Genomic DNA, 26651 nt, shown 5'->3' with positions numbered 1-26651 from the left:
CTACTGCGAAATCTCCTTCTGTTAGGTATTCCATAATCGAAACTCCCTTCAGTATTCTAATAATCCATCTTTTACAAAGATGTTTCTCCAGGCAGTCTTTTAGCGTTCCTTTTTAACGTATCCGTCATTTTCAGCTCTTCATAAGCTTGTTCAATAGCGCGGAGGCGTTCAACTTCTTGAATAAGCCACTCAATATCTTTCAGTTCATTTTGGGTCGTTAGTATGGGCCAGTATGGAGAAAAAAACGAGCTCCAATATTCTTTGATTTCCTGAAATTTATCCATATGCATGTACCTCTACAGAATCATTTATTTGCCTGTCATATTCACAAATCAAATGATTCATCCTAGCGTGATTGTTAGGCTTGAAATAAAGATCAAGCGCTGATACGTCATCATCGATATTCACGGTTTTCTTTTCGTAGATTAGAAATTCAATCATGAGAATAAGTGAATGATAATTGTATTTCACTGCGTCTGAGTAGAGCTCTTTTATCTTCATGCCTCTTCAAACCTTCGTTCGAGATTGACGAATTTACCATATTCTTTGACGAAAGCTAAATTCACCGTTCCAGTAGGGCCGTTTCGTTGCTTGCCTATAATGATTTCGATGATATTTTTGTTTTCTGATTCTTTGTCATAATAATCATCACGGTATAGAAAACCGATTACATCTGCATCTTGTTCGATTTGACCAGATTCACGAATATCAGACATCATCGGACGTTTATCTTGTCTCATTTCCACTGCCCTTGAAAGCTGACTAAGTGCAATTACGCAAACGTCTAATTCACGAGCCATGTGTTTAAGCATCCTACTAATTTCACTTATTTCTTGTGTGCGATTTCCTTTGTGCTTAGGTGATCCGGTTATTAGTTGCAGATAATCAATGATGATCAGAATGTCTTTACCTTGATAATCACGCTTCATTTTTCTGACTTTAGACCAAATCTCATTGATTGTGACACCTGGTTTATCGAAGATACGAAGGTTCAGGTTGCTCACACTACCCATAGCGTTTGTCAGCTTCCCCCAATCTTTTTCGGCTAGTCGGGCTGTTCTTATGTTTTGGGTATTGATATTTCCACTACTTGAAAGCATCCTTTTCAAAAGTAATTTCCGCCTCATTTCTAGCGAAAAAATTCCGGTTGCATACTCGTTCTTTGATGAAACTCCTTCAGCGATATTAAGTGCAAATGCTGTTTTCCCTACTGATGGACGAGCAGCAATAATAATTAAGTCTTGTTTTTGTAAGCCGGTTGTCATTCTGTCTAATTCGGTAAACCCAGTAGGTATGCCAGTAATTTCACCTGTTGGATTTTCTAAATCATCGTAGACTTCAACTAAATCATTCATGATGGAACCATCGTCATCATCACCTGAGCTATCATCCAGTCCCATTAATTCGTTAAGACCGTTATGTATAGCAACTGCAGGTTCTTCTGCTATCGCTTTTTCTTTAATGCGATTAGCGATTGCGATTGCTTCTCTTCGTTGATAGTAGTCATAAATGATTTTTTCATGATGAGCAAAGTTTGCAGTGGATGCAACAGAAGTCATTAATTCACTCAGATAACTTCTACCACCAATGCGACCAATATTATTTCTGCCGACTCGCTCCGTGATGGAGAGTAGATCAACCGGTTGCCCCTTACTATCCATGTCGAGTAGGGTTGCCAGAAGGTTATGATTCTTCCCTGGAGATAAATGTTCCGGCTTGGTTTTAATATCTTTGATTAGATCAGGTTCTATCAGCAAGGTTCCTAGTAAAGATTGCTCTGCCTCAATGCCATAAAGTATGATATCTTCCAAAACTAAGCCCTCCCTAGTATTCTGCGAATTTCTGCTTTTGATTGTTCGATGGACACCAGCTGACTTTCAGTGAGTTCTTCGGGCCGATCTAGCAAACTCAGATACTCTAGTGTTTCGTTGGCATTTGGAATTCCGCCCAATCGATCTAGTGGCCTTACTTTAACCAAGTCAGCAAGAGTGGGAGCAAAGACATTGGTTTCTAAGTGACGCTCGAAATTTTTCATTACATTTTCACAATCATGTTTTCGTAGAACTCGTTCCCAAGAATTTAAAAGTCCGACTGGATCTTCAACTTGAAATTTTCCGGGATAACTCGCTTGGATTGTGTTTAGTAAAATAGCAATCTGCTTTCTGTCCATGTTCAACCTCCGTTTCCGACAAGCGCGGTAAAGTTAACGACGTTTTTATTAAAGCCTGTACCTGTTCGGCGTTGTGGCGATGCAGGTTTCATTTTCTCGGCAGCTTCGTCAGCAGTGGTATTTCTAATAATCCCGATTGTATAATTCTCTTTTTTTGAGTGAAAAGCTGGATTGTCGGTATGGGTCTTTAGACCGTACTCTACACAGATTGTTGGGTACTTGTCCCAATCTTGGTACATCTTCAAAATGACAGATTCAGAAATCTTAGCACTGACTCTTGTATGGCGAATTATTTCAAGATAATCATCAATGACCTTTAATTGAGTTTCGGAATACCTGAGACGCAAATTTTTAATTTGTTCGGGTATATTGTTTTTATTCCTTTCCTTTTCTTTTCTTTTCTTTACTTTACTTTGTGACGTTTCTACCTTGGTTTCTTCACTAGTTTCTGCGTCAGAAACATCTTTGGATTTTTGATATTTGTCACGCATCATCACTCGTTTCTCAACAACAATAGATGCTCGATTTTTAATTCCAGTAGATGTAAGAACACGTTTTTCTTCATAAGCGACTCTATCAAAACAACTTCGCTTCAAAGATGTTTCTAAAATCTGATGAAATTTTTCCTCGTTTACACCAATTTTTCTGCAAAGTATCTGAATAGTTTCTGCGTCAGAAACATCTAACTCAAATTCTTTTGCTCGATAAATCCGTTCAAGCAGGATGAAATAGAAGGCGTATCCATCGTTTCCATACAAGAAACGTAAAGCTTCAATTTTTTCATCGTTTACCGCATCAGTATCGTGAGGGAAATAATCCATACCCTCTTTTTTTGGTCTGGCCATTACCAACTCGCCTCCTTGCTAATAATTTTTATTACAGATAGCAAATCCATCTTTTATGTTGATAACCCTGTAATCTGGATAACGGACCATAATGTATTCAACAACGAGTCTGTTTAGATGTTCCTCGTCATCAGCTCGCTCCCCTAAACGCTTAGGAAACACAACATGACGAGGACTTTGATCACCTAACATTCAGAATCTAGCTCCTTTTCTTCAGCAGAGAAATATGCTATAATTAGACCATCTAATATTTAATAAGTTTTTAAGAGTGGTGAGTTGCAGCTCACTGCTTTTTTTTGTGATCTTTTTTAATAAGAATTGCTTTGTCACCCCTGACAGGCGTAGCCATTCTTCAGCCGTGATTTTCATAAAACCACTCCTTCCTTAAGAAATCATGAAGTCCTAACCACCAATTCTATATGTATCCCTCTTGCTGCCATTATGCGAACAAGTTCAGCCTTACGATCAAGCTTCTTTTTTCTTTCATGTAGTCTTTCAATTTCACGAATCGAATTAAGAAGGTCACGTGTAGTACGTTTTGCTTCTTCAAAATCCCCTTTAAAAACAGACTCTTCGATACGGCTATAGCAAGTATTAATGCAACGATATTCCATAACTGCCGACTTATTATCCTCTGGCAAAAAACTCATTCTTGTTAAAACCATAAAACTAATCCTCCTATCAACGGTAATAACTGGTGAATCATTGTGATTCCGTCCATTCCATATAGGAATGCGACTGCCACTTCTTGCGCATTAGTAACCCGTACCCATTCCATGAAGGTTGGCATATCTGGCACCTTTCGTTCTGTCTCCATTTTAGAAACAGCAGATTGCGAAAGATTCAATTGATGCCCCATTTCTTCTTGAGAGAAACCAGCCTTTTTCCTACAAGCCTGCAACACTAACCCGAAATTTAAGCTCATATGTATCACCACTCTTTCTCAATTATTCCAAATTGGAATAATCACATTTCATCTGGAATACTATTACTTGGTAAAACTTGCTAGTATTATAGTTAAGAAGCTTTCTTCGGCACCCAGTTTTCTATGAATCTAATAGCAGATAAAAGGTATCGTCGATCTACTTCTTTATAGCTTGTAACGCCGAAATGTTCTTTAATATCGTGAAACAAGTTTTCGAAAAGCCTGGCAGCTTCTTTCTTGTCCTTCGTAAATTGGAATACTCGGCGTGATACACCTATCCGTAAACGAGTTTGTTCACCCTTGCTTAACATCATGCTCATACATAACCTCCCTAGAGTTGGTTCATTTGTTAATGGGTTGGCTGTTCTTTAATCCACATAAGCAAAAACGATTCAGCTTCTGCAGTTGGGAAGTACCACTTCCCACCAATTTTATATTTTGGAAAACGTGTATCAAAAAAGAATTTTTCCTTAATGCTGTTCTCGCTCATGTTTGTTTGTCGGCAAAGCTCTTTCATGTCCCAAAAGGTTTGCTTATTCTGAAGTTGATCAAGGCGCTTTTTCAACTCTGTAAGAAACGTTTTCTCGACCATTTGTTCATCAATTTGAATATTAAGCATTTGCTTTCCCTTCTTTCTGCAAGATATTTTTGTTACACTCCATCAGATGGATAATTTCTAATAAATCACTGACCGCATCCTGACGTTCATAGTTGCGATCAGATTCAAGATAATGTGCTACTATACAATTTTGATAAAAGGTCGTAGAAGGTGCTGTAATACGCGTGATCGCTCATAAGCATTTCCTCCTTCTGTATCACTGTTTGCCAGCTGAACCCAACCAAAGGTTACTCTTTACGTGTAACTTTTGTTCAAAAAAAAGCTCATTCACATCAACCTGTAGTATTTCAGAAATATTTTTAGCCATAATCAAACTTGGTTTTGTTCTACCCATCTCAATATTTGCATACCCACTAACAGATTTATAGCCAAGTTTTTTTGCCATAAATGTTTGAGATCTACCTTGAGATAAACGAATATTTCTTAATTTATGAAGGGTCATTTAATCACCTCTATTACTCAATATGTGTAACTCTTATTTGTATTATAAGTTACCCTTTAAGTGTAAGTCAACTATTTCTTATTCTTTTTGTGTAACTTTTTATCTAATGCGTGTAAAAAATGATAAGATTTATATAAAACTCAATTAAGGTGTGGAATATGAGTAATTTAACTCCAAAAATACTTGAAAACTTAAGAGAAAAAAAGGGATGGACAAAGACTGAGGTCGCAAGAAGATTAGGTATGAAAACTGTCTCTACATACGCCAATTGGGAATATGGAATCAGAACACCTGATAAAGATATGCTTGCTAAGATATCAAAACTATATGGTATTACTACAGATTATTTAATTACTGGTATCGATAAAGACTTCTCTCCCCCTTCTACAGATGACGAATTAGATTCTTTAAAAGAAATTAATGCGATGATTAAAGAATTTGGTATCGAGCAATTGGGATTCTTTGATGTCGAGAAGTGGAAGAATTTAAGCGCTGAGGATCTGGACGAGATTAGACGACATTTTGAATGGGTTGCTCAGAAGGCGAAGGAACGGAATGAAGAGGGAAAATAAATATGCCTATAATTTGGGCATTTTCTTTTTATTGTAAAAAGGAACATATATTCGTATAATGGTTTTAGAGGTGATAAGATTGAACCTGTCGAATTATCCTACAACAGTTCTGGAAGATTGGGTTACACATTTTTATACTGCACTAAGAATTAGACACCCTAGACAAATTAGCGAGGAATACATAGCAAGGTATTATCGAATTTTTATCCACCGAAAACCGTTACCTTCCTATTTTCAAGTCAATGGAAACTATATAGGTATTACTGTTGACAATAGGACTACAAAAGAAATGCAACGCGAGATGTTCTTTCACGAATTGTGCCATATATTGCGGCATACAGGTGTTCAAAGCATGATGCCGCATGCGTTCCGTGAGCTGCAAGAATGGGATGCTCAGCATTTTGTCCTCTATGCAGCTATTCCACATCACATGTTGCAATTCATTGATGTGGATGATCCTTATGTTATTGATCAAATGGTCCATTTGTTTAAAGTAACGGATGACCTGTGCTTTAAACGACTTGAACAAATTCAAAACCGCCGTATGAATAGAATAGCCGAAACCACTTATACATATAAGGTATGAATGAGGAGTATCCATTCTTTGAGAGGAGATGAAATAATGGCGACGTTTCATAAGTATAAAAAGAAAGGTTCGAATAAGGATTTTTGGGAATATCGAATCTATTATCAAGATCCAATCACGCGAAAAACTAGAGAAAAATCCAAAAGAGGTTTTCTAGGGAAAACGGAAGCAAAGTTAGCAGCAGAAAATGAAGAAAGAAGAATTCGTGAAGGTCTTGAAATAACGGATGAATCATTGAAAATATGGTTAGAAACATGGCTATTAGAATATAAAAAAGGAACTGTGGCTAAAAACACGTTTGAAATACACGAGCGTAACGTCAAAAATCACATTATTCCCTATTTTAAAAATATCTTATTAAAAGATGTTAAGCCTTTAATGTATCAAAAATTTATCAACCATCTTACAAAGCTTGAGTATAGTAAGCGAACAGTTGAAATTGTCCACGGTACCATGTTCAACTCGTTTGAAAAGGCTAAAACGTTAGGGAAAATCGAAAAAAATCCTTGTGTTGGAGTAGAAATAAAAGGTGAAAAAAAAGAGCAAGAATTACAGTTTATCGAATCAGAACACATTTCTGATTTTTTAAAAGCATCCTATGAATATGGGTACATTTATTGGATGTTTTACAAACTCTTAATTGAAACCGGAATGAGAAAAGGTGAAGCAGCTGCCTTACAGTGGATGGATGTCGATTTGAAAGAACAGACAATCAATATTAATAAATCTTTAGATTTCAAAGAAGCTTCTAAAAATCCAGATGAAATGTTTGGAAACGTAAAGACCTATCATTCAAAACGCGTCATCACAATTAGCCAGGCACTTGCTAACGATCTTCGATTCCATCAAAAATATCAGAACCAAAATAAGACGATATTAAATGAAAATTATCATTTTGACTTAAATTTAGTGCTTTGCAGAGACGATGGAAATTACATGCCAAAATCAAGTTTATTTAATTCATTTTCTAGGATTTTAAAAAAGTGTGGGTTATCCTCTCTTCCTATTCACTCTTTAAGACACACACACGCAGTTTTACAATTGGAAGCAGGCACAGATATGAAATATCTACAAGAACGCTTAGGTCACGGAAGTATGCAGATCACAGCAGATGTCTATTCACATATCAGTAAAACAATTGAGAAAGATAGAATGAACAAATTTGAGGAATATATGAAAAATGTCCTCGAATAATTTTTTAAAAAAAATCGGGCATTTATCGGGCGTTTTATAAAATCGAGTAAACAGCTCGAAAAACGCCCGATAAACAAAACCCTTGATACCAATGATATCAAGGGTTCTAACTCTTAGTACATGTTCATGTATTGTTCGCGTTCCCATGGGTGAACTTGCGTTCTAAACATATCCCACTCAATCTCTTTCGCTTCGATGAAATGCTCTAATAAGTGATCGCCTAAAGCCCCCATAATCACTTCATCTTCTTTTAATCTTTCTAACGCAGCATATAATGTTGCAGGAAGATCTACGATACCATTTTCTTCGCGTTCTTCTTTAGTCATTACATAAATGTTACGGTCAATCGGAGCTGGTGGAGTCATTTTATTCTTAATCCCATCAAGACCTGCTTTCAGTATGACAGCAAGTGCTAAATACGGATTAGCTGCTGGGTCAACACTTCGTACTTCAACACGAGTGCTTATTCCACGAGAAGCCGGAATACGCACAAGTGGGCTACGGTTCTGAGCTGACCACGCAACATAGCAAGGTGCTTCATAACCCGGTACTAAACGTTTATACGAGTTAACGGTTGGATTCGTTACCGCAGTAAAGTTCGGAGCATGCTTAATAATCCCTGCAATGAATTGTTCAGCCGTTTCACTTAATTGAAGTTTACCTGATTTGTCATAGAATGCATTCTCACCATCTTTAAATAAAGATACGTTACAGTGCATACCAGATCCACTTACTCCGAACAGTGGTTTTGGCATAAATGTTGCATGCAAACCATGTTTACGAGCAATTGTTTTTACTACAAGTTTGAACGTTTGAATATTATCACAAGCACTCACGGCATCTGCATATTTAAAATCGATTTCATGCTGACCTGGTGCTACTTCATGGTGAGAAGCTTCTATTTCAAAGCCCATTTCTTCTAGTTCAAGTACGATATCACGACGGCAATTTTCACCTGAATCTGTTGGTGCAAGGTCGAAATAACCACCTCTATCATTTAATTCAAGTGTAGGTTCTCCATTCGCATCCAATTTGAATAGGAAGAATTCTGGCTCTGGTCCAAGATTAAACTCTGTAAAGCCCATTTCTTTCGCTTCAGCTAGGACTCGTTTCAGATTGGTACGTGGATCACCACTAAAAGGAGTTCCTTCTGTCGTATATATATCACAGATTAAACGTGCAACTTTCCCTTTTTCTGAAGTCCACGGAAAAATCACCCATGTATTAAGGTCTGGTTGTAATAACATATCAGATTCTTCGATACGCACAAACCCTTCAATTGAAGAACCATCGAACATCATTTTATTATCTAGTGCTTTATTTAACTGGCTTACTGGGATTTCTACGTTTTTAACTGTTCCTAGAATATCCGTAAATTGAAGACGGATATATTTCACATTTTCCTCTTTGGCCAAACGAATAATATCTTCACGAGTATACTTTACCATGAACAACTTCCTCTCTTAATTCTGTTTTTTGATTTTATTTAATGAAAAAATCTGGACATATCTCCTTGACGCAGCGTTGTGCGATGTCTGCCACCATGCAAAAGTTCTGATTTTAAAAGCTTCCGCAATTCTCCGTCACTGAGATCTTTCCTAATTTCTTCTGACTTCTGAATCGGTTTATTCGAAACAAATTCCGTTTCATTTACAATTATAAGTTTTTTAATACCGGCTAAGTTGACACCTTGTTCTAGTAGATCTTTTATCTCTAAGAGACGATCTATGTCATTCAAGGAAAACAGTCGCCTATTTCCATCTGTTCTCATAGGAGTAATTAATTGATGCTCTTCGTAATAACGAATTTGACGAGCGGACAATTCGGTAAGCTGCATGACAATTCCAATTGAGAAAAGAGGCATCGAACGCCGAATGTTGCTACTACTCATCTTCAGCATCCTCCTTATTCGTTTTCTTGTTTATATTATATTCAATGTTAGTTTTATTGTCAATTGTATGTTACATTTCCTAACATACAATTTGTTTATTCTTTATTAAACAAAATTGCTTTTAAAAGTTTCCAAACCCATTCGTTTGAATCCGACATTTCATACGCCTTTTAGCATAGCCTTCTCCTAGATAAGTTTCATATCAATCAAGGAGTCTACCGCTGTTAACACAGCAATTTTTACATGCTCATATGTTAAGCCACCTTGAACATACGCTACATATGGCGGACGAGTTGGACCATCTGCGGTCAATTCAATGCTTGCACCTTGAATAAATGTACCGGCTGCCATAATGACGTCATCAACATATCCAGGCATATAATTCGGATAGGGTGTAACATGGGAATTTATCGGTGATGCATACTGGATCGCTTGACAAAATGCTACCATTTTATCCCGATCATCAAATTGCACAGATTGAATTAAATCTGTTCGCTTCGCATTCCATTTTGGTGAAGTGTTCATACCCAACATTTCAAGTAATGCTGATGTAAAAACCGCGCCTTTTAACGCTTGTCCTACTACATGGGGTGCAAGAAAAAAGCCTTGATACATTTCTTGAAGGCTATAAAGAGACGCCCCCGCTTCCGCTCCAATACCTGGTGACGTTAATCGGTAGGAACACGCTTCAACATATTCTTTTTTTCCGACAATATAGCCGCCTGTTTTTACAAGGCCACCACCTGGGTTTTTTATTAAGGAACCTGCAATTAAATCAGCACCTACATGACAAGGCTCTCTATCTTCAACAAATTCTCCATAACAGTTGTCAACAAAAACAACGAGGCTAGGATTAATATCTTTTACAAAAGATATCATTTCTTCAATTTCAGCAATCATAAAGGATGGACGCGTTGCATATCCTTTCGAACGTTGAATACCGATCATCTTTGTTTGAGGAGTAATTGCTTTTTTCACAGCATCAAAGTCTACTTCCCCTTCACTAGTCAACATAACAGAATTATAGTCGATATTAAATTCTTTTAATGAGCCAATACCCGTACCACGAATCCCTACTATTTCTTCTAATGTATCATAAGGCTTACCCGTAATGTATAAGAGCTCATCTCCTGGCCGTAGGATACCAAACAAGGCAATGGATATCGCATGAGTTCCGGAAATAATTTGCGGTCGTACTAGACCCGCTTCACCACCAAATACCTCGCTATAAATTTTTTCTAATGTATCTCTTCCATAATCATCATATCCATACCCTGTAGTAGGAATAAAATGCGAATCACTTACTTTATTGCTTTGAAAGCTTTGTAAAACCCGAAACTGGTTTAGTTCCATCATAGTATGAATATCATGGTGTATGGGGGCTATTTGAGCTTCAGCCTGTTCTGTTAATTTTTTTAGTCGATCTCCATTTGTTAGTAGCTGATACATGTCCGAGTCTCCTTTTTAATCCAATCAGTAAAATCATATTTTTAAGATAAAGTAGTGATGAATGACCTCATCATATCAAATCAACATACATTGTCACAATTCATCCTAAAAAACATCCATGAACATCTGAACCCAACTAAAACGTTGAAAAAGGTTCAGGTTCTCAAATTGCATCACCTTATGAAGGTGGCGGAGAGGTGCTGATTTTGCGAAGCCCCACCCCTCTTCCACAGAAAAGTCGTTTATAATCATAACATCTTCTAATCTTGTTAGCAGTAGAAAACTCTTGAAAAATCAGTCGTTTCTGCTAAAATCATATAGGTTGTCATTAAAACAGAATAATGAATGAACTGCGAGGAATTCCGATGACATGGGAAATATTAACGATAATTGGCACGATTGCTTTTGCTATAAGCGGCGCAATTATTGCGATGGAAGAAGAGTATGATATATTAGGTGTTTATATTTTAGGCGTTGTTACCGCTTTTGGTGGGGGAGCCTTACGAAATCTCTTAATTGGTGTTCCCGTTTCCGCGTTATGGGATCAAGGCACAAACTTTATTATTGCAATAGTATCTATAACGATTGTATTTCTCTTCCCCCAAAATTTAATAAAACATTGGAAAACATGGGGGAATTTTACCGATGCAATCGGGCTCTCTGCTTTTGCCATTCAAGGTGCACTCTATGCCATTGACTTAAATCGTCCTTTAAGCGCTATTCTCGTAGCTGCTGTACTTACTGGTTGTGGCGGTGGAATGATTCGGGATTTATTAGCAAATAGAAAACCCCTTGTTCTAAAGGATGAAATATACGCTTTATGGGCAATTATTTGCGGTCTTTTCATTGGACTTAACAGTTCAACAGAACCTTGGCAGTTATATAGCCTATTCCTTGCGATTACAGCATTAAGAGTTCTTTCCTACTCGCACAACTGGAAACTTCCGACAAGGAATATTAAACAATTCAGCTGATTGTTATCGTCGTTACAAATGGTGAATATATGTGAATTAGGGCTACATTTTAGGTATTTCAACTTCCTGGAAGTAGCCCCTTTTCACGATCACCTTCTTCAGATTTTAACAACGATTTATTTTTTCAGTAGATCGACCTTATTACTCTAAATCCTAATCTTCATCTTCTTCAAAAACAAGGTCCTGACTCCTTAAGGTCACAAGGTCTCCTCGTTCATATGAATCTTCAATCAATAACCTCATTGCCTGTGATCGTATCGATTTTTCGATAATATTTCGAATGTATCGGCCATTAGAAAAAGAAACCAATCTCGGGTCAGCCTTAATTATTATTAAATGCTCTTTCAATTTGCGCTCCGCATCTCTGCTAAGTACATATTCCCGATCATCAATCATTCTTTGTCCGATTTCCATCAATTGTTCAATCGAATAATCCGGGAAATCTACCACAATAGGAAATCTTGAATGAAGACCAGGATTCAAGGTTAAGAAATAATCCATCTCTTTTGAATAACCGGCAAGGATTAATATGAATTCGTGCTGGCGATCTTCCATATGCTTTACAAGCGTGTCGATTGCTTCTTTTCCAAAATCCTTTTCTCCTCCTCTACCAAGAGAATAAGCTTCATCAATAAACAAAATTCCCCCGATTGCTTTTTTAATTAAATCACGCGTTTTTTGAGCTGTATGCCCAATATACTCGCCTACAAGATCCGCTCTTTCCACTTCAATTAAATGACCTTTAGATAAAACATTCATCTTATGGAACAGCTTACCAATTAACCTAGCTACCGATGTTTTCCCCGTCCCAGGGTTCCCTTTAAACATCATATGAAGAGCTTGCCGCCCAGCCTTCAACCCTCGCTCCTCTCGTTTCTTATTCACATAAATCCACGCGTATATTTCTTTAATCATCCGTTTCATTTCATCCATCCCGACCAATACTCCTAGTTCCTCTTCCATTTCTTTCAGCGCTATATGTTGAGGAGGTATATCTTGATCGTGTCTTTCACGTATCGGAGGATCTTTCGGAATAGGCTTCCGCTTTTGTCCATTTAAGACAATATTAATCTGTCCGTTATTTTTTTTACGGATCGGTTGTTCCAATGTATTCACCTCTCATAGAACGAATAAAAATGACTAATTCTCATAATGTTCGACAATCATTTTGTTTTTTCATAATTAAGTTGGAATCATGTCATTTCCTGCGCTTTCCCAAGAAATAATTCCTCATTTATTTATATTCATTAACGAGTTATATCAGTAGTAATTGTTAAAAATAGTCCATCCGAACAAAAGCACAAGCACCGTGTTCAATTGAATGGCAAGGATAAGACAAGCAAAGAGCATGAATAGTGGGGGTTCCCTCCAAATAGCTTGATTGTCTGAAATGTAAAAGCTCCTTGGACAGTTCGCGAAGATAATAGAAGCACTAGAACTAGACAGGCTAACCGTAGAAGGCTAGCGCATGCTCTAGACACCAAAATTTATAAAAAAGCATTGATACTTATAGTGCATGTTCAAAAAAAAACGAGAAGTTCGAGGGGCGATTGTCTTTAGACCTGCGCGTATACAGTAATCCGTGAGGACCGGTGAGACAGAGCGATAAAGAAATTCGACAGCTATTTTTACCGGACTTTTTAAACAACCTCTTATAGTACAACTACCTTAAAAAAGTAAGAATGGTAAAGGTCGCCCCATGAAAAACAAGGCAGATGATTTGGATACAAACACCCCACTTTAATGATCTACATCCCCATCTCAACTATATTTTCTAGATCAAATAAAAATACCCACTTAAAAACAGAAGATTGTTTCTGTTTTTAAGTGGGTATCGTTGTACGTATTATTTCATTTATTCTTTTGCTTCAAAATCGATTTGTACATTCTTTTGTGGAGCGAAAGTAGAAATTGCATGTTTAAAGACCAATTGCTGCTTTCCTTCGGATTCAAATAAAACAGTAAAGTTATCAAATCCTTTAACAAGACCTCTGATTTGAAAACCATTTAATAAAAAAACAGTCACATATGTACCATCTTTTCTTAACTGATTTAAAAATTGATCTTGAATATTTACTTGTTTCATCATTTATTCCTCCTCAATTCTCTCTATGTATTACATATTCGCGTTAAGTGATAGCTTTCCTGCTATATACGTGGATATTTCTTCAGAAACAGATGAATTATTTCCCTGTTCCTGCATCTCATACCATTGTACATCCATTTTATTACGAAACCAAGTAAGTTGACGCTTAGCGTAGCGACGTGAATTTTGTTTTAATGCTTCAACGGATTCATCTATTGTTAGTCTACCATCGAAGTAATCGTATAATTCTTTATAACCAATAGCCTGTATCGACTGACAATCTCGCAATCCTTGTTCATAAAAGTTCTTTACTTCTTCCATTAATCCCTGCTCAATCATGATATCAACACGGTGATTAATGCGTCGATAAAGCGCTTCACGCCCCATCGTCAAACCGATAAGAGCTGTATCATACTTTAATTCGGATGTTTGCTTGTCAAGTTGATCAGACATCGTGATTCCTGTACAATAATAAATTTCCAATGCTCGAATAATACGCCTAACATTGTTAGGATGAATTCTCTCGGCACTTTCAGGATCAATTGATCGTAACTTCTCAACAAGAGGTGCAATTCCATCTGTTTCCACAATCGATTCCAAGCTTTTCCGATACACCAAATTAGAAGGTGCCTCAGAGAATTGATAGTCATAAATAACAGATTGAATATACAGACCTGTACCTCCAACAATAATCGGCAGTTTACCTCGCTTCTGAATATCTGCAATGGCAAGATTCGCCTGCTCTTGAAAATCAGCCGCACTAAATGATTCATTTGGTTCTTTAATATCTAGCAGAAAGTGAGGGATGCCCTCCATCTCATTAGGTGTTATCTTAGCTGTTCCGATATCCATTCCTTTATAAACCTGCATAGAATCTCCACTTATAATTTCACCATTAAAGCGTTTCGCCATTTCTATACTCAGTTTTGTTTTCCCAACTGCTGTGGGACCTATAATGACAAGTAACTTATTGTTCTCTTGTATCAAATCTTTCACTGCCTTATATAATTTTTACTTTTCGTACGTGTAAAGCAGTCAAACATCATCCATCATAGACAAATGATAAACTGTTTATACCTTTAAATCGCACGAAAAGGTATTTCCTATTTCCCCTAGATTTCGTTCGCTGAATTTGCTGCACCTTCTTAAAACTAACTACATCACTCTTTTAAACATCTTCTCCATGTCATAGCCCGAGTAATGAATAATAATCGGTCTGCCGTGCGGGCATGTAAAGGGATCAGATGATTGACGCAGCTCATCCAAAAGCGCTTGAATTTCATCATTACGTAGATGACGATTTGCTTTAATGGAAGCTTTACAACTCATTAGGATGGCTGCTTCTTCTCTAAGTTTTCCGATACTCACCTTTTTCATGGATACTAGTTGTTCAATCATTTCTTCAATGATTTCCTGCTCAATTCCTTTTGGGAACCATTGCGGATGAGCTCGTACAATGAAGGAATTGTACCCGAATTCTTCTAGGAAGATGCCAACTCTTTCTAGTTCTTCCATATTCTCATTAATGCGAATACACTCGTCATTCGAAAATTCCAATGTAATAGGGACGAGCATTTCCTGCAGTTCATTTTCAACGCGACCCACTTTTTCTGAAAAATACTCATACTTAATTCGTTCTTGAGCTGCATGTTGGTCGATAATATACAGGCCATTTTCATTTTGGGCAAAGATATACGTTCCATGCATTTGACCTATCGGATAAAGAACAGGCACTCTTGGCACATCTTTCGCAATGATTTTAGCCCCATCTGAAAATACCTCATCCATATTTGCTTCGTCATGAAATTCAGTAAGTGAGTCCTCATATGCTTCTTCATGCCTCACTACATCTTCTTGGTCTGGATGAATAACTCTAATTTCTTCATGTATACTTTCAGGATCTGTTCTGTCAAGTTGCAAAGTAGACTCATTTTGAATATACGACTGACCATTGCTTTGATGATTTTCTCCTTCATTCCTCAACGTTTCTTTTATAATAGTTGAGTCTTTTTGAGCACTTTCAATCATTTCTTTTCCCTTTTGAACAACATGTCCGAGATCTAGTGACGTCTGCTCACTTATTACCTGTTCTTTTTTTACAGGGGCGAATCCATTTGGAATTAAGGCTCTTTCCTTAAAGGCTGATTTTATAGTTTCAGTGACAAGTTGGTTCAACTCTAGTTCTTTACTCAATCTCACTTCCATTTTTGCAGGATGAACATTGACGTCTACCAATATTGGGTCCATTTGAATCGAAAGAAGGACAATGGGATATCGTCCGATTGGAAGTAGAGTGTGAAAACCATCTGAGATTGCTTTTGCTAATGGATAGTTCTTAATAAATCTTCCATTAATCATTGTAGTTATATAGTTTCTGGATGCACGTGTAATCTCCGGTAAGGCTATATACCCATTGATGGTAAAATCTAATGATTCGCCTGTGATTGGGATCATTTTCTTTGCAATATTAATCCCATAAATGGCAGCAAGGACTTGGCGAACATCGCCGTTTCCATTCGTATGAAGCAGGCGTTTTCCATTGTGTGTAAGCCGGAAAGAGACTTCTGGATGAGAAAGAGCCAGCCGGTTCACAACATCTGTAATATTGCCTAGCTCTGTATGGATCGTTTTCATATATTTCAAGCGGGCAGGTGTGTTATAAAACAAATCAGAAACGAGCAGATCCGTGCCTTTTCTACTAGAATGGGCGGAGAACTCTTTAATCAATCCCCCTTCAAGCATAATCTTTGTTCCCGGGCCGTCTCCTGTGCTTGTTTTCATTTCGAATTTAGAAACGGATGCAATACTTGGGAGTGCCTCACCACGAAACCCCAAAGTACGAATCCTAAATAGATCATTTTCATCTTTGATTTTACTAGTCGCATGACGATGAAATGCTTTTTTTACATCCTCTGACAGAATCCCATCGCCATTGTCGATAATCCGAATGGAGGATAACCCCGCTTCTTCAATTTCAATTTCAATGATTGAGCTGTTCGCATCAATCGCATTTTCTGCAAGTTCTTTGACAACTGATGCAGGTCGTTCAACTACTTCGCCAGCAGCGATTTTATTCGATAACGCTTCATCGAGTTGGACAATGTTTCCCAAGTTATCACCTCACATTTATTTTAGTTTTTTTTGCAGTTTATAAAGCATATTTAGTGCATCAAGTGGTGTCATATCCAATATTTCTACTTTTTTTAGATCCTCAAGTACTTTAATTTCCTTTGAAGAAGAACCCTTCTCCTCTGGAGGCAACGCCTGTTCAAAAAATGATAATTGAGCTTCGTTTTCTTCTTCTTGTTTATGTTGAATATTTGTTTCGTAAACAATCTCAGAACTAGCTGCTTGCGGAACAACTAATGAATTTCCTTGTTCAAGCTGTGAAAGAATGACATTTGCACGGTTGATTAGCGCTTCTGGCAACTGAGCAAGCTTTGCTACATGAATTCCATAGCTTTTATCTGCCGGTCCTTCTTTTATCTTATGAAGGAAAACAACATGACCATTTTGCTCAACAGCACTTACATGAATATTCTTCAACTTCGGTAGTTCTTCTGCCAAAACGGTAAGCTCATGATAATGGGTCGAAAAGAGCGTCTTCGCTCCTATTTCTCCATGAATATATTCAATGATTGCTTGAGCTAGTGCCATTCCGTCATATGTGCTTGTACCGCGGCCTATTTCATCAAATAATATTAAACTATCTGCAGTCGCATTCGTAATGGCATTTCTTGCTTCTAACATTTCAACCATAAATGTACTTTGCCCAGAAATTAAATCATCTGCAGCCCCAATTCGGGTAAACACTTTATCAAAAATCGGTAATTCCGCTTCATCCGCCGGAACATAACAACCGATTTGCGCCATGATAGACGTTAAGGCAATCTGACGCATATACGTACTTTTCCCCGACATATTCGGTCCTGTAATGAGGAGAACTTCCCGTTCTGCGTCCATAAAGCAGTCATTGGGGACATATTCCTGTGATTGCAACACTTTCTCTACTACTGGATGTCGGCCATTCTTCAATACAATTTTTCTTTCCTCTGAAAAGATAGGTTTTACATAATGTCGTTCTTCACTTATGGTCGCAAAGCATTGTAGCACATCAAGCTCACTGACTGTTTTCGCCAGAGCTTGTAAGCGTGGGATAAACTCTTTCACGCGCTCGCGAATCCCCATAAATAGGTCATATTCAAGACGTATGCTATTTTCTTCGGCCTGAAGAATTAGTGCTTCTTTTTCTTTTAATTCAGGAGTGATAAACCGCTCTGCATTCGATAAGGTTTGTTTCCGTTCATAGCGGGTATCATCCAGATTCTGAAGATTTGCACGCGTCACTTCAATATAGTAACCAAACACTCGATTATAGCCGATTTTCAGCGATTTAATCCCTGTTTTTTCACGTTCTTCCCGTTCAAGCGTAGCAATCCACGTTTTCCCATTTCTACTTGCATCACGGTAAGTATCCAGTTCTGCGTGAAATCCGTCTTGAATGAAATTCCCTTCTTTTATCGAAAGTGGTGGATGATCGACTAGGGATGTTTCCAATAAATCGGTCAGCCCTTCGCAAGGATCGATTTCTTCAGATAGTGATGCCATGTCTTCATTTTCAATGCTTTCAATAATGTCACGTATATGAGGGAGTTGCTGAAGCGAACGCTTCAACTGAATTAAATCTCTAGCATTGACATTGCCAAACGCGACCCGTCCAGCTAATCTTTCCAGATCATATACTTCTTTCAGACGCTCGCGAAGGTCCTGTCGTTCAAAATAATGACCGATTAGTGTTTCGACAAGATTACTTCTATGACCGATTTGAGTCCTATCAATTAAGGGACGATCAATCCATTGCTTTAGCATCCTTCCACCCATCGCTGTTTTCGTTTCATCAAGTAGCCATAAAAGGGAACCTTTCTTCCCTTTACCACGAATAGTTTCGGTGAGTTCTAAATTTAACTTGGAGTAATAATCCAACTTCATATAATGATCCGTTTCATAGGACTGTACATTTTGTAAATGATCTAAGCTTCTCTTCTGAGTCCGAAATAAATAATGCATCAGTCTTGAAGCTGTCTTTATACTCTTTTGATTCTGTACCTTTGTTAATAAGTTTGCAAACTGATCGTTTACATCGATTTGATCTTCAAAAGAAAGCGCGGAAACACCACGATCCTTCAGTTGCTTTTGCCGATCTTCTTGGAAATTAGCCGCTAATACGACCTCTTTCGCCCCAACGATCGCTAATTCATTAAACATACTATCAAATGAACCATTTGTAATGGTAACCTTGCATTCCCCAGTCGTTAAATCAGCATAGACAAATCCGAATGTCCCGTCGAAAAAATCAGTAATAGAGGCAATATAATTATTTTCTTTCTCGTCCATCCCTTTACCATCCATTTTCGTACCTGGGGTGATTAATTGGACGACTTCACGACGAACGACACCTTTTGCTTGCTTAGGGTCTTCGGTTTGCTCACAAATCGCGACTTTATATCCTCGCTCTATTAAAACATCTATATAAGAAGCTGCAGAGTGATAAGGGATTCCACACATCGGAATGCGGTCTTCACTACCACCACGACTTGTCAACGTAATTTCGAGTTCTTGTGAAGCCGATACGGCATCCTCAAAGAACATTTCATAAAAATCGCCTAAACGAAAAAATAAAAAGGCATCCTGATACTCTGCCTTAATTTTTAAATATTGTTGCATCATTGGCGTATTTGCTGCCATCGTTTCAAAACCTTTCCTGCTAAGATCTATGTTTGGATTCATTATAACATACGGCCCCTGCTGGTTTCACGCATACTCTTTTGGAAAAGCGTCAAGCAAAAGTTTCAAATCATTTTATTTACAATAAAAAAACAGCAATATTTTTCCATAATGAAACCGGATGAACGATTGCACATCCGGTCTTATTGCAGGTGCTAAAGTTATGCTTTTGATTTATTCATCTTCAAATTCATCTAGAAAATCTGGATCTAGATCTTCGAAATCATCGTCTAAATCGGAATACCAGTCATCATCATCACAGCCATTTGGATTAACAGCAACACAAACCTTCGTTTCTCCAATGACTTCCACAAAGAATTCCCGTTCCACATGAACTATAATTTTTTGTCCACATGGGGAAATGCAGGCTTCAATACAATTTGGCTGTTGTACAGCTTTTGCTATGACATCTTGATCATCATGACAATCAGGATCACGATATTTTAACGAGATAATGTCACAATACGTAACCTTTTCCGTAACGACTTCGGTTTTTGTATTATGATTATACGAATACCAAACGTTTATCTCGTAGCTGCCGCGAATTTCTACCTTCTTGCCAATTTTCTCTGCTTCATACTTATGGTTGATGATCCAACAGCCTAGAATGCTAGTGGGATGATGAGCCGGGCAAATGGTGTGTTGGGACTTCGTAAATTTTCGTCCTTTTGCCACCACCGCTTTCGTTATAATCTCTCTATAGTGTGACATGCTAGCGAACCCTCCTCATACAGTTTCCATTCATCCTATGCTTGTAAAAAGTCTAGTGTGCAAGTTAATTTTATTTAGAAACTGGATGTAATTAGTTTTTAACCTACACTAGTCTATGCGTCCTCATAGGGATATGTGTCATGGCTTATTGGTGTTCGACATAGAGAGAATTGGTAACGACATCACCATGTTTTTGGTCAAAAGAAAGAGGATATCCCAATCCTAATGGGACATCCTCTTTCCTATTTATGAACAACCATTACCGCCTGCGCGCACTTTAGAACCGGTTTCGCCACTTAAGAGATCGCCTTCAGTCGTTTCAATAATAATATCTGTTACTCGGTTAGAAACTTGTGAAGCAACCATCTGCAATAAGTCGTTTACATCTACCTGAGATTGCTTGAATTCCTGAACAATTGGTAATTCATCCAATTCTTCTTCAAGAGCGGTAAGTTTGCTTTGTGTTTGTTGATAGGCCTTTTCTTTTCCGTAATTTTGGAAATTAACAGCTTGCTTTTGCAGACTTTTCATGCTCGCAATCATTTCACGTACTTTTTGATTTTCATTGATTTGTGCTTCTGCGCGTTTGAAAAAGTCGACTTCATCTGTTTCTGCAATCATTTTCGCTAAATCTGCCGCTTTAGCTAGAATCTCATCTTTTGTAAAGTTCGCCATCTTTATTCCCCCTTGATCGCTGCCACTTCTTCAACCATATCACCTTTTAACGACCATGTTTTTGCTTCGATTACTTTCACCTTCACAATTTGGCCGACCGCAGATTTAGGTCCTTTGAAGTTGACTAGTTTATTTTTAGTTGTATATCCAGCTAGAACGTCTGGATTGTTTTTACTTTCACCTTCGACAAGAACTTCAACGATTTGACCTTCATATGCCTTCATTTTTTCGGCGGAAGATTCATTTACAAGTGCATTCAATCGTTGTAAACGTTCTTTTTTGACTTCCATCGGTATATTATCTTTCATTTTCGCAGCGGGGGTCCCTTCACGTGGTGAATAAATGAACGTATACGCCGCATCGAATCCGACTTCACGGAATAAAGATAATGTTTCTTCAAATTGTTCATCCGTTTCATTTGGAAAACCGACAATAATATCCGTTGTTAATGTAGCATTCGGAATCGCTGTTTTAATTTTTCTAACAAGCTCCAAATACTGCTCTCTCGTATATTTACGTGCCATGATTTTCAAAATATCACTGCTTCCAGATTGAACTGGTAAATGGATATGCTCAAGAAGATTGCCGCCTTTTGCAAGAACTTCAATTAAATAATCATCAAAATCTCGTGGGTGGCTTGTTGTGAATCGAATACGCGGTATATCAATTTTGCGTATTTCGTCCATAAGGTCTCCTAGACCGTATTTGATATCTTCCAAATCTTTTCCATAAGCATTTACGTTTTGCCCAAGTAAGGTGACTTCCTTATAGCCCTGTGCTGCAAGATGACGTACTTCCTGAATAATTTCCTCAGGCCGGCGACTTCTTTCTTTCCCTCTTGTATATGGAACTATACAGTACGTACAGAATTTGTCACACCCGTACATGATATTAACCCAAGCCTTTGTTTTCCCTTTTCGGATTTTAGGAAGGTTTTCAATCACGTCGCCTTCTTTAGACCATACTTCAATGACCATTTCCTTGGACATATAGGCATCATGTAAAATATGAGGCAATCGATGGATGTTATGTGTACCAAAAATCATGTCAACGAAACCATGCTTCGAGAGAATTCGATTTACGACCGATTCTTCTTGAGACATACAACCACAAACACCAAGTAATAAATCAGGCTTTTCCAGTTTTAATGATTTTAAATGTCCGAGTTCTCCAAACACTTTATTCTCTGCATTTTCTCGTATTGCACATGTATTAAGCAAAATTACATTGGCATCATCAACTGTGTCTGTTGCTTCATATCCTAATGCCATAAAAATACCAGCCATAACCTCTGTATCATGTTCGTTCATTTGACAGCCGTATGTACGAATAAAAAATTTACGGCCCTTACCCATTCCACTTAATTGTTCCGGGATGGCAAATTGATCATATTTCACTTCTTCTTTTCCACGTTTTTTCGCTTCCTTCAAGGAAGGAGGAACGTATACGGCTTGGAAGTATTTGCTGTAGTCCTTTTCGGATTTTTTGTCCGCTGGCTTTTCAGCAGTTAATTGTTGCGTTTCCAGGCGTTGTTTTTCGTTCAAGAATATCCCCTCTTTCAATTCCATTTGCATGTACCATTCATACATCCTATTATACTTGACTTACAACATACCATTTTAAACTATTTAAGGAATTTCAACAATCCTTTCTCCTTTTTGTTCGGATTTCACCCATGAATTGATGATATCCCATAAGTTAAGGGTCAGACCCTTAACTTATGGGATATCTCCTTTTTAGATAATTCCAAGCTCTTTTCCAGCGTTTTCAAAAGCTTTTAACGCTTGTTGTAATTCATCCTGCGAATGCTGAGCTGTTACAATTGTTCGAATTCGAGCCTTTCCTTGCGCTACAGTTGGGAAAGCAATACCTTGTGCAAAAACTCCATTTTGAAGCAATTTATCCGAAAATTGACGAGACAATCCTTCATCACCAACTATTACCGGTGTTATAGGCGTTTCACTATGTCCTGTATTGAATCCCAATATGTTTAAACCTTCCTTTAAAAATTTGGTATTATTCCAAAGCTTATCAATCCTTTCAGGTTCTTCCAGCAAAACGTCTACCGCCTCAATACAAGCCATGGTTACCGCAGGTGGGTGCGACGTACTGAATAAAAACGGGCGGGCCTTATGAATTAAATAATCAATTAATGTTCTTGTGCTTGCAACATATCCGCCAAGTACCCCAATTGCCTTACTCAGTGTACCCACCTGAATATGTACTCGACCATCCAGACCAAAATGGTTAACAGTTCCACGGCCATTCTCCCCTAATACGCCTGATCCATGCGCATCATCAACCATAACAAGTGCATCATATTTCTCTGCCAGTTCGACAATCGCAGGAAGAGGAGCAATATCTCCATCCATCGAAAATACTCCGTCTGTGACAATTAGTCTTTTTCGATACTCTTGTGTTTCTTTTAGTGTCTGTTCCAGAGATTCCATATCAACATGTTGATATACCTTACGCGTTGCTTTCGTTAAACGGATTCCATCAATGATAGAGGCATGATTCAATTCATCCGAAATAACAACATCCTCATCTGTTAAAATAGCAGAAAGCACGCCCTGATTGGTAGTAAATCCTGATTGAAACACAAGAGCAGCTTCAGTATGTTTAAACTTTGCAAGCTTTTCTTCAAGCCTATTATGCATGGTGAAGGTTCCTGCAATGGTTCGGACAGATCCTGTCCCAGCTCCAAATTGCTCGATTGCAGCCAATGCTGCTTTTTTCAATCGTGGATGATTGGTTAAACCTAGATAGTTATTTGAAGAAAGCTGAATTACATTTCTTCCGTCAATCATGACTTTTGATCCTTGTTCGGATTTCAATTCAATTAAATTTCTAAATATACCTTGCTTTTGCATAGCATCTAATTCTTTCTGCAAATATTCAAAACCCTTCATCTCTATTCCTCCTGACATATAAGGTGACAATCTATTAATCTGGTTACGGATGCAAAACTACTTTTCCACATTGTCCTTTAATCATCAGATCAAAACCCTTTGCAAATTCACCCAATGGAAAATGATGGGTAATCAAGGGTTTAATATTGACTTGACCAGAAGCCAACAAGTTCGAAACCTGCTGCCACGTCTTGAACATAAGTCTGCCCGTTATCCCTTGCACCGTTATTCCTTTAAACACGATATCCTCGGTTATATTAACTTCTACAGTTCCTGTAGGTAAGCTTAATATCGATACGCGGCCACCGTTTGTAATCATTTTAAACCCTTGCTTGATTGCTGTTGGATGCCCACTCATTTCGCAAACAACATCGACACCGCATCCGTTGGTGAGCTGTTCCACGAAAGCAATTGGATCAAGTAGATTAGAATGTATGGCATGAGTTGCACCCATTTTTTTCGCTAAATCCAACCGATAATCATTTACATCGAAGGCAAGAACCGTTGATGCACCTACCGCTTTTGCTACAGCAATCGCCAGCAATCCGATTGGACCACAGCCTATAATTGCCACACTTTTTCCTGCTACATCCCCAGATAGTACTGTATGAACTGCATTTCCCATCGGCTCTTGAATGGATGCAATATCTGCATGCATGTCAATCGGGTTCCTCCACAGGTTTTTTGCAGGAAGTGCTACATATTCTGCAAAGCAACCTTGTGTATCCACACCTACTATTTTTGTATTCTTACAAATATGATATTGACCTGTTAAACATTGCGGACAAACTCCGCAAACAATATGGGTTTCCGCAGATACGAAATCTCCTACTTTTACACTCGTAACATGAGCACCAAGTTCTACTATCTCACCTGAAAATTCATGCCCAAATACATAAGGCGGATTCACCCTACTTCGGGACCATTCATCCCATGTATAAATATGTACATCCGTACCACATATGGATGTAGCTTTTACTTTTATGAGTACTTCTTCATCATGAATCTTTGGAATGTCGACCGTTTGTATTTCAGCACCATATCCCCGTTTATGCTTTACAACCGCTTTCATTTTCCCATTCATCATGTACACTCTCCCTAAATAAGAAACAGCAAGATACTTGAAATAATACTGCTCATCTTTATGAATATTTTATTGTAAAATACGACTGTATTTTTAAGTAACACAATCATTATTATCAACATACATTTTTATTTACTTGATAATTTGAAGTTTCCATCAGTAAAGGTTTCTTCCCCCCACTGATGGATTAGTTAAATCGGGATAATTTCCGTTTAGTTTCCAAAGCAATTAGAAGGCAGTTGTACTAGCACATTTATCCTAGTATCGGGCTGATGCCTGAAACCCACACCTCTTTGCAAGCATACAATATCTTGTACTGTAGTTACCGGTAAAGGGAGGGTAAACAGATGGGTCAAAGGCGTAATTGCGGAACCCGTTCATTTGAAGAAGCTGACCGAGTTACTTGTTTTAAACCGTGTCACGAATTTTCTTGTAGCGAATCAATTCACACTACTTGCTTCAAACCATGTTCTTGTAATAAGAGGAAAAGCAATATTAAAGAAAAATGTCCGTGTTCCACAGAGAATATTGCAGGTTCTTTCAACAACAATCCGCATCACAATAAAAATCATTGTTCATTATTTACATTTAATTGTGGCTGTCATCGGAGAAAAAGTCATTGTATCTGCCGCGACAATTTCTAATAAACAACGGTTTTTAGAACTGTTTATTTAAGACAGACTATGAGGTCATAGTCTGTTTTTATGTGGAATTTTATTTCACAACTCGAATTAAAGCTTTCCCATTCAAAACTCAGTATAATTAATTAACAGGTTGCGAATCATGAGGAAACTTCTTTGCAAAATTATTAAATAATAGATTTTTCACAAAATCAGCTGAGTAATACTTAGTAAGGTCATTGATTAATTTGTGGTAACCACGATAATTTGTTAACTCTGAAACTTTATGATCCATTCCATCAAAATCGGAACCAAAGCCAAGATTGTTTTGCCCGCCAAGGCTCCCAATATAATCAATATGCTTTAACACATCTTTGATTGTTACCTTTTTATCTTTGCTTAAAAATTCAGGTACAAATGTTATCCCAATCGGTGCTCCTTTGTTTATTAATGCAGAAATTTGGTTATCACGAAGATTTCTTTGATGTGGGCATAGTTTATACGCATTCGAATGAGATGCAATAATATCGTTTGCCAGTTCAATCACATCCCAGAAAGCTTGCTCTGATAAATGTGAAACATCAGTCCATGCTTTATATTCGTTTAATACTTGAATCAGATTTTTTCCAAACCGCGTTAAGCCCGCCCCTCTTAGTTCCATAGCTCCATCTGCCACCATATTCGCAAAATTCCAGGTAAGTCCCACTGAACGGACTCCAAGCCTTAGTAAAGTCTTTAGTTTCAATATATCTGCACCGATACAGTCACATCCTTCAAGTGTTAAAACGGCTCCAATTTGATTAACTTTAAGTTTTTGTATGTCTTCATTCGTGCGGATCCATCTTATTTGCGGTAATGAAACGATTTTGGTAACGAACAGTTCTACCATGGATAACGCCGCCATAAAACGCAGATCAGGGTGAACGTTCTCAGGTATGTATATAGCAAAGCATTGAACCTTTCCTCCAGTTTCTTTTAATGATTCATATGTTATATCTAATTTGGATTCATCATGAAAGGTAATGGTCGCATCAATAAACATTTTCATCAGAACGTCACAATGAGCATCGAATATTTTCATTATGTGATACCTTCCTTCATCTTTTTTATAC

General features: G+C 37.8%; 31 protein-coding genes. 5 read left to right on the top strand and 26 right to left on the bottom strand.

Going from position 1 to position 26651, the window contains the following annotated elements; genetic code table 11:
- Positions 1–71: 71 nt before the first annotated feature.
- The 12 genes from AC625_RS08295 to AC625_RS08250 form a co-directional block, all read right to left on the bottom strand.
- A complete protein-coding gene (locus AC625_RS08295) occupies positions 72–284 on the bottom strand; it encodes a hypothetical protein (RefSeq protein WP_049680877.1) in 213 nt (70 codons plus the stop codon).
- The gene (locus AC625_RS08290) at positions 277–501 is read right to left on the bottom strand and encodes a hypothetical protein (RefSeq protein ID WP_049680876.1); all 225 of its coding nucleotides are present in this window, start codon (positions 499–501) and stop codon (positions 277–279) included. Before AC625_RS08290 ends, AC625_RS08295 begins: the two co-directional genes overlap by 8 nt.
- On the bottom strand, positions 498–1811 hold the full coding sequence (dnaB, locus tag AC625_RS08285; protein WP_049680875.1) for a replicative DNA helicase: 1314 nt from the start codon (positions 1809–1811) through the stop codon (positions 498–500). Before dnaB ends, AC625_RS08290 begins: the two co-directional genes overlap by 4 nt.
- A 2-nt stretch (positions 1812–1813) precedes the next feature.
- Positions 1814–2170, bottom strand: a complete 357-nt coding sequence (locus AC625_RS08280) for a replicative helicase loader/inhibitor (RefSeq protein ID WP_049680874.1) — start codon at positions 2168–2170, stop codon at positions 1814–1816.
- Positions 2171–2172: 2 nt separating this feature from the next.
- Positions 2173–3015 (bottom strand): DUF4373 domain-containing protein, encoded by an 843-nt coding sequence (locus AC625_RS08275; protein WP_049680873.1) that lies wholly within the window; start codon positions 3013–3015, stop codon positions 2173–2175.
- An 18-nt stretch (positions 3016–3033) separates the two neighbouring features.
- Positions 3034–3207 carry a hypothetical protein gene (locus AC625_RS27230; RefSeq protein WP_180320074.1) on the bottom strand — a complete coding sequence of 58 codons (174 nt, stop codon included), beginning with the start codon at positions 3205–3207 and terminating at the stop codon, positions 3034–3036.
- Positions 3208–3228: 21 nt separating this feature from the next.
- A complete protein-coding gene (locus AC625_RS26515) occupies positions 3229–3384 on the bottom strand; it encodes a hypothetical protein (protein WP_156187447.1) in 156 nt (51 codons plus the stop codon).
- A gap of 23 nt (positions 3385–3407) precedes the next feature.
- Positions 3408–3680 (bottom strand): hypothetical protein, encoded by a 273-nt coding sequence (locus AC625_RS08270; protein WP_049680872.1) that lies wholly within the window; start codon positions 3678–3680, stop codon positions 3408–3410.
- Complete coding sequence (locus tag AC625_RS08265) at positions 3671–3940, bottom strand: helix-turn-helix domain-containing protein (RefSeq protein ID WP_180320073.1); 270 nt, start codon at positions 3938–3940, stop codon at positions 3671–3673. Before AC625_RS08265 ends, AC625_RS08270 begins: the two co-directional genes overlap by 10 nt.
- A gap of 92 nt (positions 3941–4032) precedes the next feature.
- Positions 4033–4260, bottom strand: a complete 228-nt coding sequence (locus AC625_RS08260; RefSeq protein ID WP_049680871.1) for an ORF6C domain-containing protein — start codon at positions 4258–4260, stop codon at positions 4033–4035.
- Between the two features lie 29 nt (positions 4261–4289).
- Complete coding sequence (locus AC625_RS08255; RefSeq protein ID WP_049680870.1) at positions 4290–4559, bottom strand: hypothetical protein; 270 nt, start codon at positions 4557–4559, stop codon at positions 4290–4292.
- Between the two features lie 196 nt (positions 4560–4755).
- Complete coding sequence (locus tag AC625_RS08250) at positions 4756–5001, bottom strand: helix-turn-helix transcriptional regulator (protein WP_049680869.1); 246 nt, start codon at positions 4999–5001, stop codon at positions 4756–4758.
- A gap of 158 nt (positions 5002–5159) precedes the next feature.
- On the opposite strand from AC625_RS08250, the gene AC625_RS25055 reads away from it, so the two are divergent.
- The 3 genes from AC625_RS25055 (at position 5160) to AC625_RS08235 (ending at position 7353) form a co-directional block, all read left to right on the top strand.
- Positions 5160–5573, top strand: coding sequence for a helix-turn-helix domain-containing protein (locus tag AC625_RS25055; protein ID WP_053178030.1), 414 nt, complete (start codon positions 5160–5162; stop codon positions 5571–5573).
- A gap of 79 nt (positions 5574–5652) precedes the next feature.
- Entirely contained in the window at positions 5653–6159 is a 507-nt protein-coding gene (locus AC625_RS08240; RefSeq protein ID WP_049680868.1) for an ImmA/IrrE family metallo-endopeptidase, read from the top strand.
- Positions 6160–6195: 36 nt separating this feature from the next.
- Positions 6196–7353, top strand: coding sequence for a site-specific integrase (locus AC625_RS08235; protein WP_049680867.1), 1158 nt, complete (start codon positions 6196–6198; stop codon positions 7351–7353).
- Between the two features lie 113 nt (positions 7354–7466).
- Here AC625_RS08235 and glnA read toward each other — a convergent pair whose 3' ends face one another.
- From glnA to AC625_RS08220, 3 genes are all read right to left on the bottom strand, one after another.
- Positions 7467–8801, bottom strand: coding sequence for a type I glutamate--ammonia ligase (gene glnA / locus AC625_RS08230; RefSeq protein WP_049680866.1), 1335 nt, complete (start codon positions 8799–8801; stop codon positions 7467–7469).
- A 38-nt stretch (positions 8802–8839) separates the two neighbouring features.
- A complete protein-coding gene (locus tag AC625_RS08225) occupies positions 8840–9244 on the bottom strand; it encodes a MerR family transcriptional regulator (RefSeq protein WP_049680865.1) in 405 nt (134 codons plus the stop codon).
- Between the two features lie 186 nt (positions 9245–9430).
- Positions 9431–10693, bottom strand: coding sequence for a methionine gamma-lyase family protein (locus tag AC625_RS08220; RefSeq protein ID WP_049680864.1), 1263 nt, complete (start codon positions 10691–10693; stop codon positions 9431–9433).
- Between the two features lie 365 nt (positions 10694–11058).
- Between AC625_RS08220 and AC625_RS08215 the strand changes: the two genes are divergently transcribed.
- Entirely contained in the window at positions 11059–11667 is a 609-nt protein-coding gene (locus tag AC625_RS08215) for a trimeric intracellular cation channel family protein (protein ID WP_049680863.1), read from the top strand.
- 153 nt (positions 11668–11820) lie between these two features.
- On the opposite strand, the gene spoVK is transcribed toward AC625_RS08215, so the two are convergent.
- From spoVK to tdh, 10 genes are all read right to left on the bottom strand, one after another.
- Positions 11821–12774, bottom strand: coding sequence for a stage V sporulation protein K (spoVK, locus tag AC625_RS08210; RefSeq protein WP_049680862.1), 954 nt, complete (start codon positions 12772–12774; stop codon positions 11821–11823).
- A gap of 748 nt (positions 12775–13522) precedes the next feature.
- Positions 13523–13753, bottom strand: coding sequence for an RNA chaperone Hfq (gene hfq, locus AC625_RS08205; protein WP_049680861.1), 231 nt, complete (start codon positions 13751–13753; stop codon positions 13523–13525).
- A gap of 30 nt (positions 13754–13783) precedes the next feature.
- Positions 13784–14737, bottom strand: coding sequence for a tRNA (adenosine(37)-N6)-dimethylallyltransferase MiaA (gene miaA / locus AC625_RS08200; RefSeq protein ID WP_049683638.1), 954 nt, complete (start codon positions 14735–14737; stop codon positions 13784–13786).
- A gap of 171 nt (positions 14738–14908) precedes the next feature.
- Positions 14909–16864, bottom strand: a complete 1956-nt coding sequence (gene mutL / locus AC625_RS08195) for a DNA mismatch repair endonuclease MutL (protein ID WP_049680860.1) — start codon at positions 16862–16864, stop codon at positions 14909–14911.
- Positions 16865–16879: 15 nt separating this feature from the next.
- Positions 16880–19498, bottom strand: a complete 2619-nt coding sequence (gene mutS, locus AC625_RS08190) for a DNA mismatch repair protein MutS (RefSeq protein WP_049683637.1) — start codon at positions 19496–19498, stop codon at positions 16880–16882.
- A gap of 213 nt (positions 19499–19711) precedes the next feature.
- The gene (locus AC625_RS08185) at positions 19712–20248 is read right to left on the bottom strand and encodes an outer spore coat protein CotE (protein ID WP_049680859.1); all 537 of its coding nucleotides are present in this window, start codon (positions 20246–20248) and stop codon (positions 19712–19714) included.
- 246 nt (positions 20249–20494) lie between these two features.
- Positions 20495–20923 (bottom strand): YlbF/YmcA family competence regulator, encoded by a 429-nt coding sequence (locus AC625_RS08180; protein WP_049680858.1) that lies wholly within the window; start codon positions 20921–20923, stop codon positions 20495–20497.
- A gap of 2 nt (positions 20924–20925) precedes the next feature.
- Positions 20926–22467, bottom strand: a complete 1542-nt coding sequence (gene miaB / locus AC625_RS08175; RefSeq protein WP_049683636.1) for a tRNA (N6-isopentenyl adenosine(37)-C2)-methylthiotransferase MiaB — start codon at positions 22465–22467, stop codon at positions 20926–20928.
- A 192-nt stretch (positions 22468–22659) separates the two neighbouring features.
- Complete coding sequence (locus AC625_RS08170) at positions 22660–23835, bottom strand: glycine C-acetyltransferase (RefSeq protein WP_049680857.1); 1176 nt, start codon at positions 23833–23835, stop codon at positions 22660–22662.
- A gap of 43 nt (positions 23836–23878) precedes the next feature.
- Positions 23879–24919 (bottom strand): L-threonine 3-dehydrogenase, encoded by a 1041-nt coding sequence (gene tdh / locus AC625_RS08165; protein ID WP_049683635.1) that lies wholly within the window; start codon positions 24917–24919, stop codon positions 23879–23881.
- A 381-nt stretch (positions 24920–25300) separates the two neighbouring features.
- Here tdh and AC625_RS08160 point away from each other — a divergent pair, with 381 nt between their 5' ends.
- On the top strand, positions 25301–25594 hold the full coding sequence (locus tag AC625_RS08160) for a hypothetical protein (RefSeq protein WP_049680856.1): 294 nt from the start codon (positions 25301–25303) through the stop codon (positions 25592–25594).
- Positions 25595–25681: 87 nt separating this feature from the next.
- Here AC625_RS08160 and AC625_RS08155 read toward each other — a convergent pair whose 3' ends face one another.
- The gene (locus AC625_RS08155) at positions 25682–26620 is read right to left on the bottom strand and encodes a dipeptidase (RefSeq protein WP_049680855.1); all 939 of its coding nucleotides are present in this window, start codon (positions 26618–26620) and stop codon (positions 25682–25684) included.
- Between the last annotated feature and the right edge of the window lie 31 nt (positions 26621–26651).

This window comes from Peribacillus loiseleuriae (assembly GCF_001183985.1).
Classification (GTDB): domain Bacteria; phylum Bacillota; class Bacilli; order Bacillales; family DSM-1321; genus Peribacillus; species Peribacillus loiseleuriae.
This window is presented reverse-complemented; position numbering and strand designations above follow the sequence as displayed.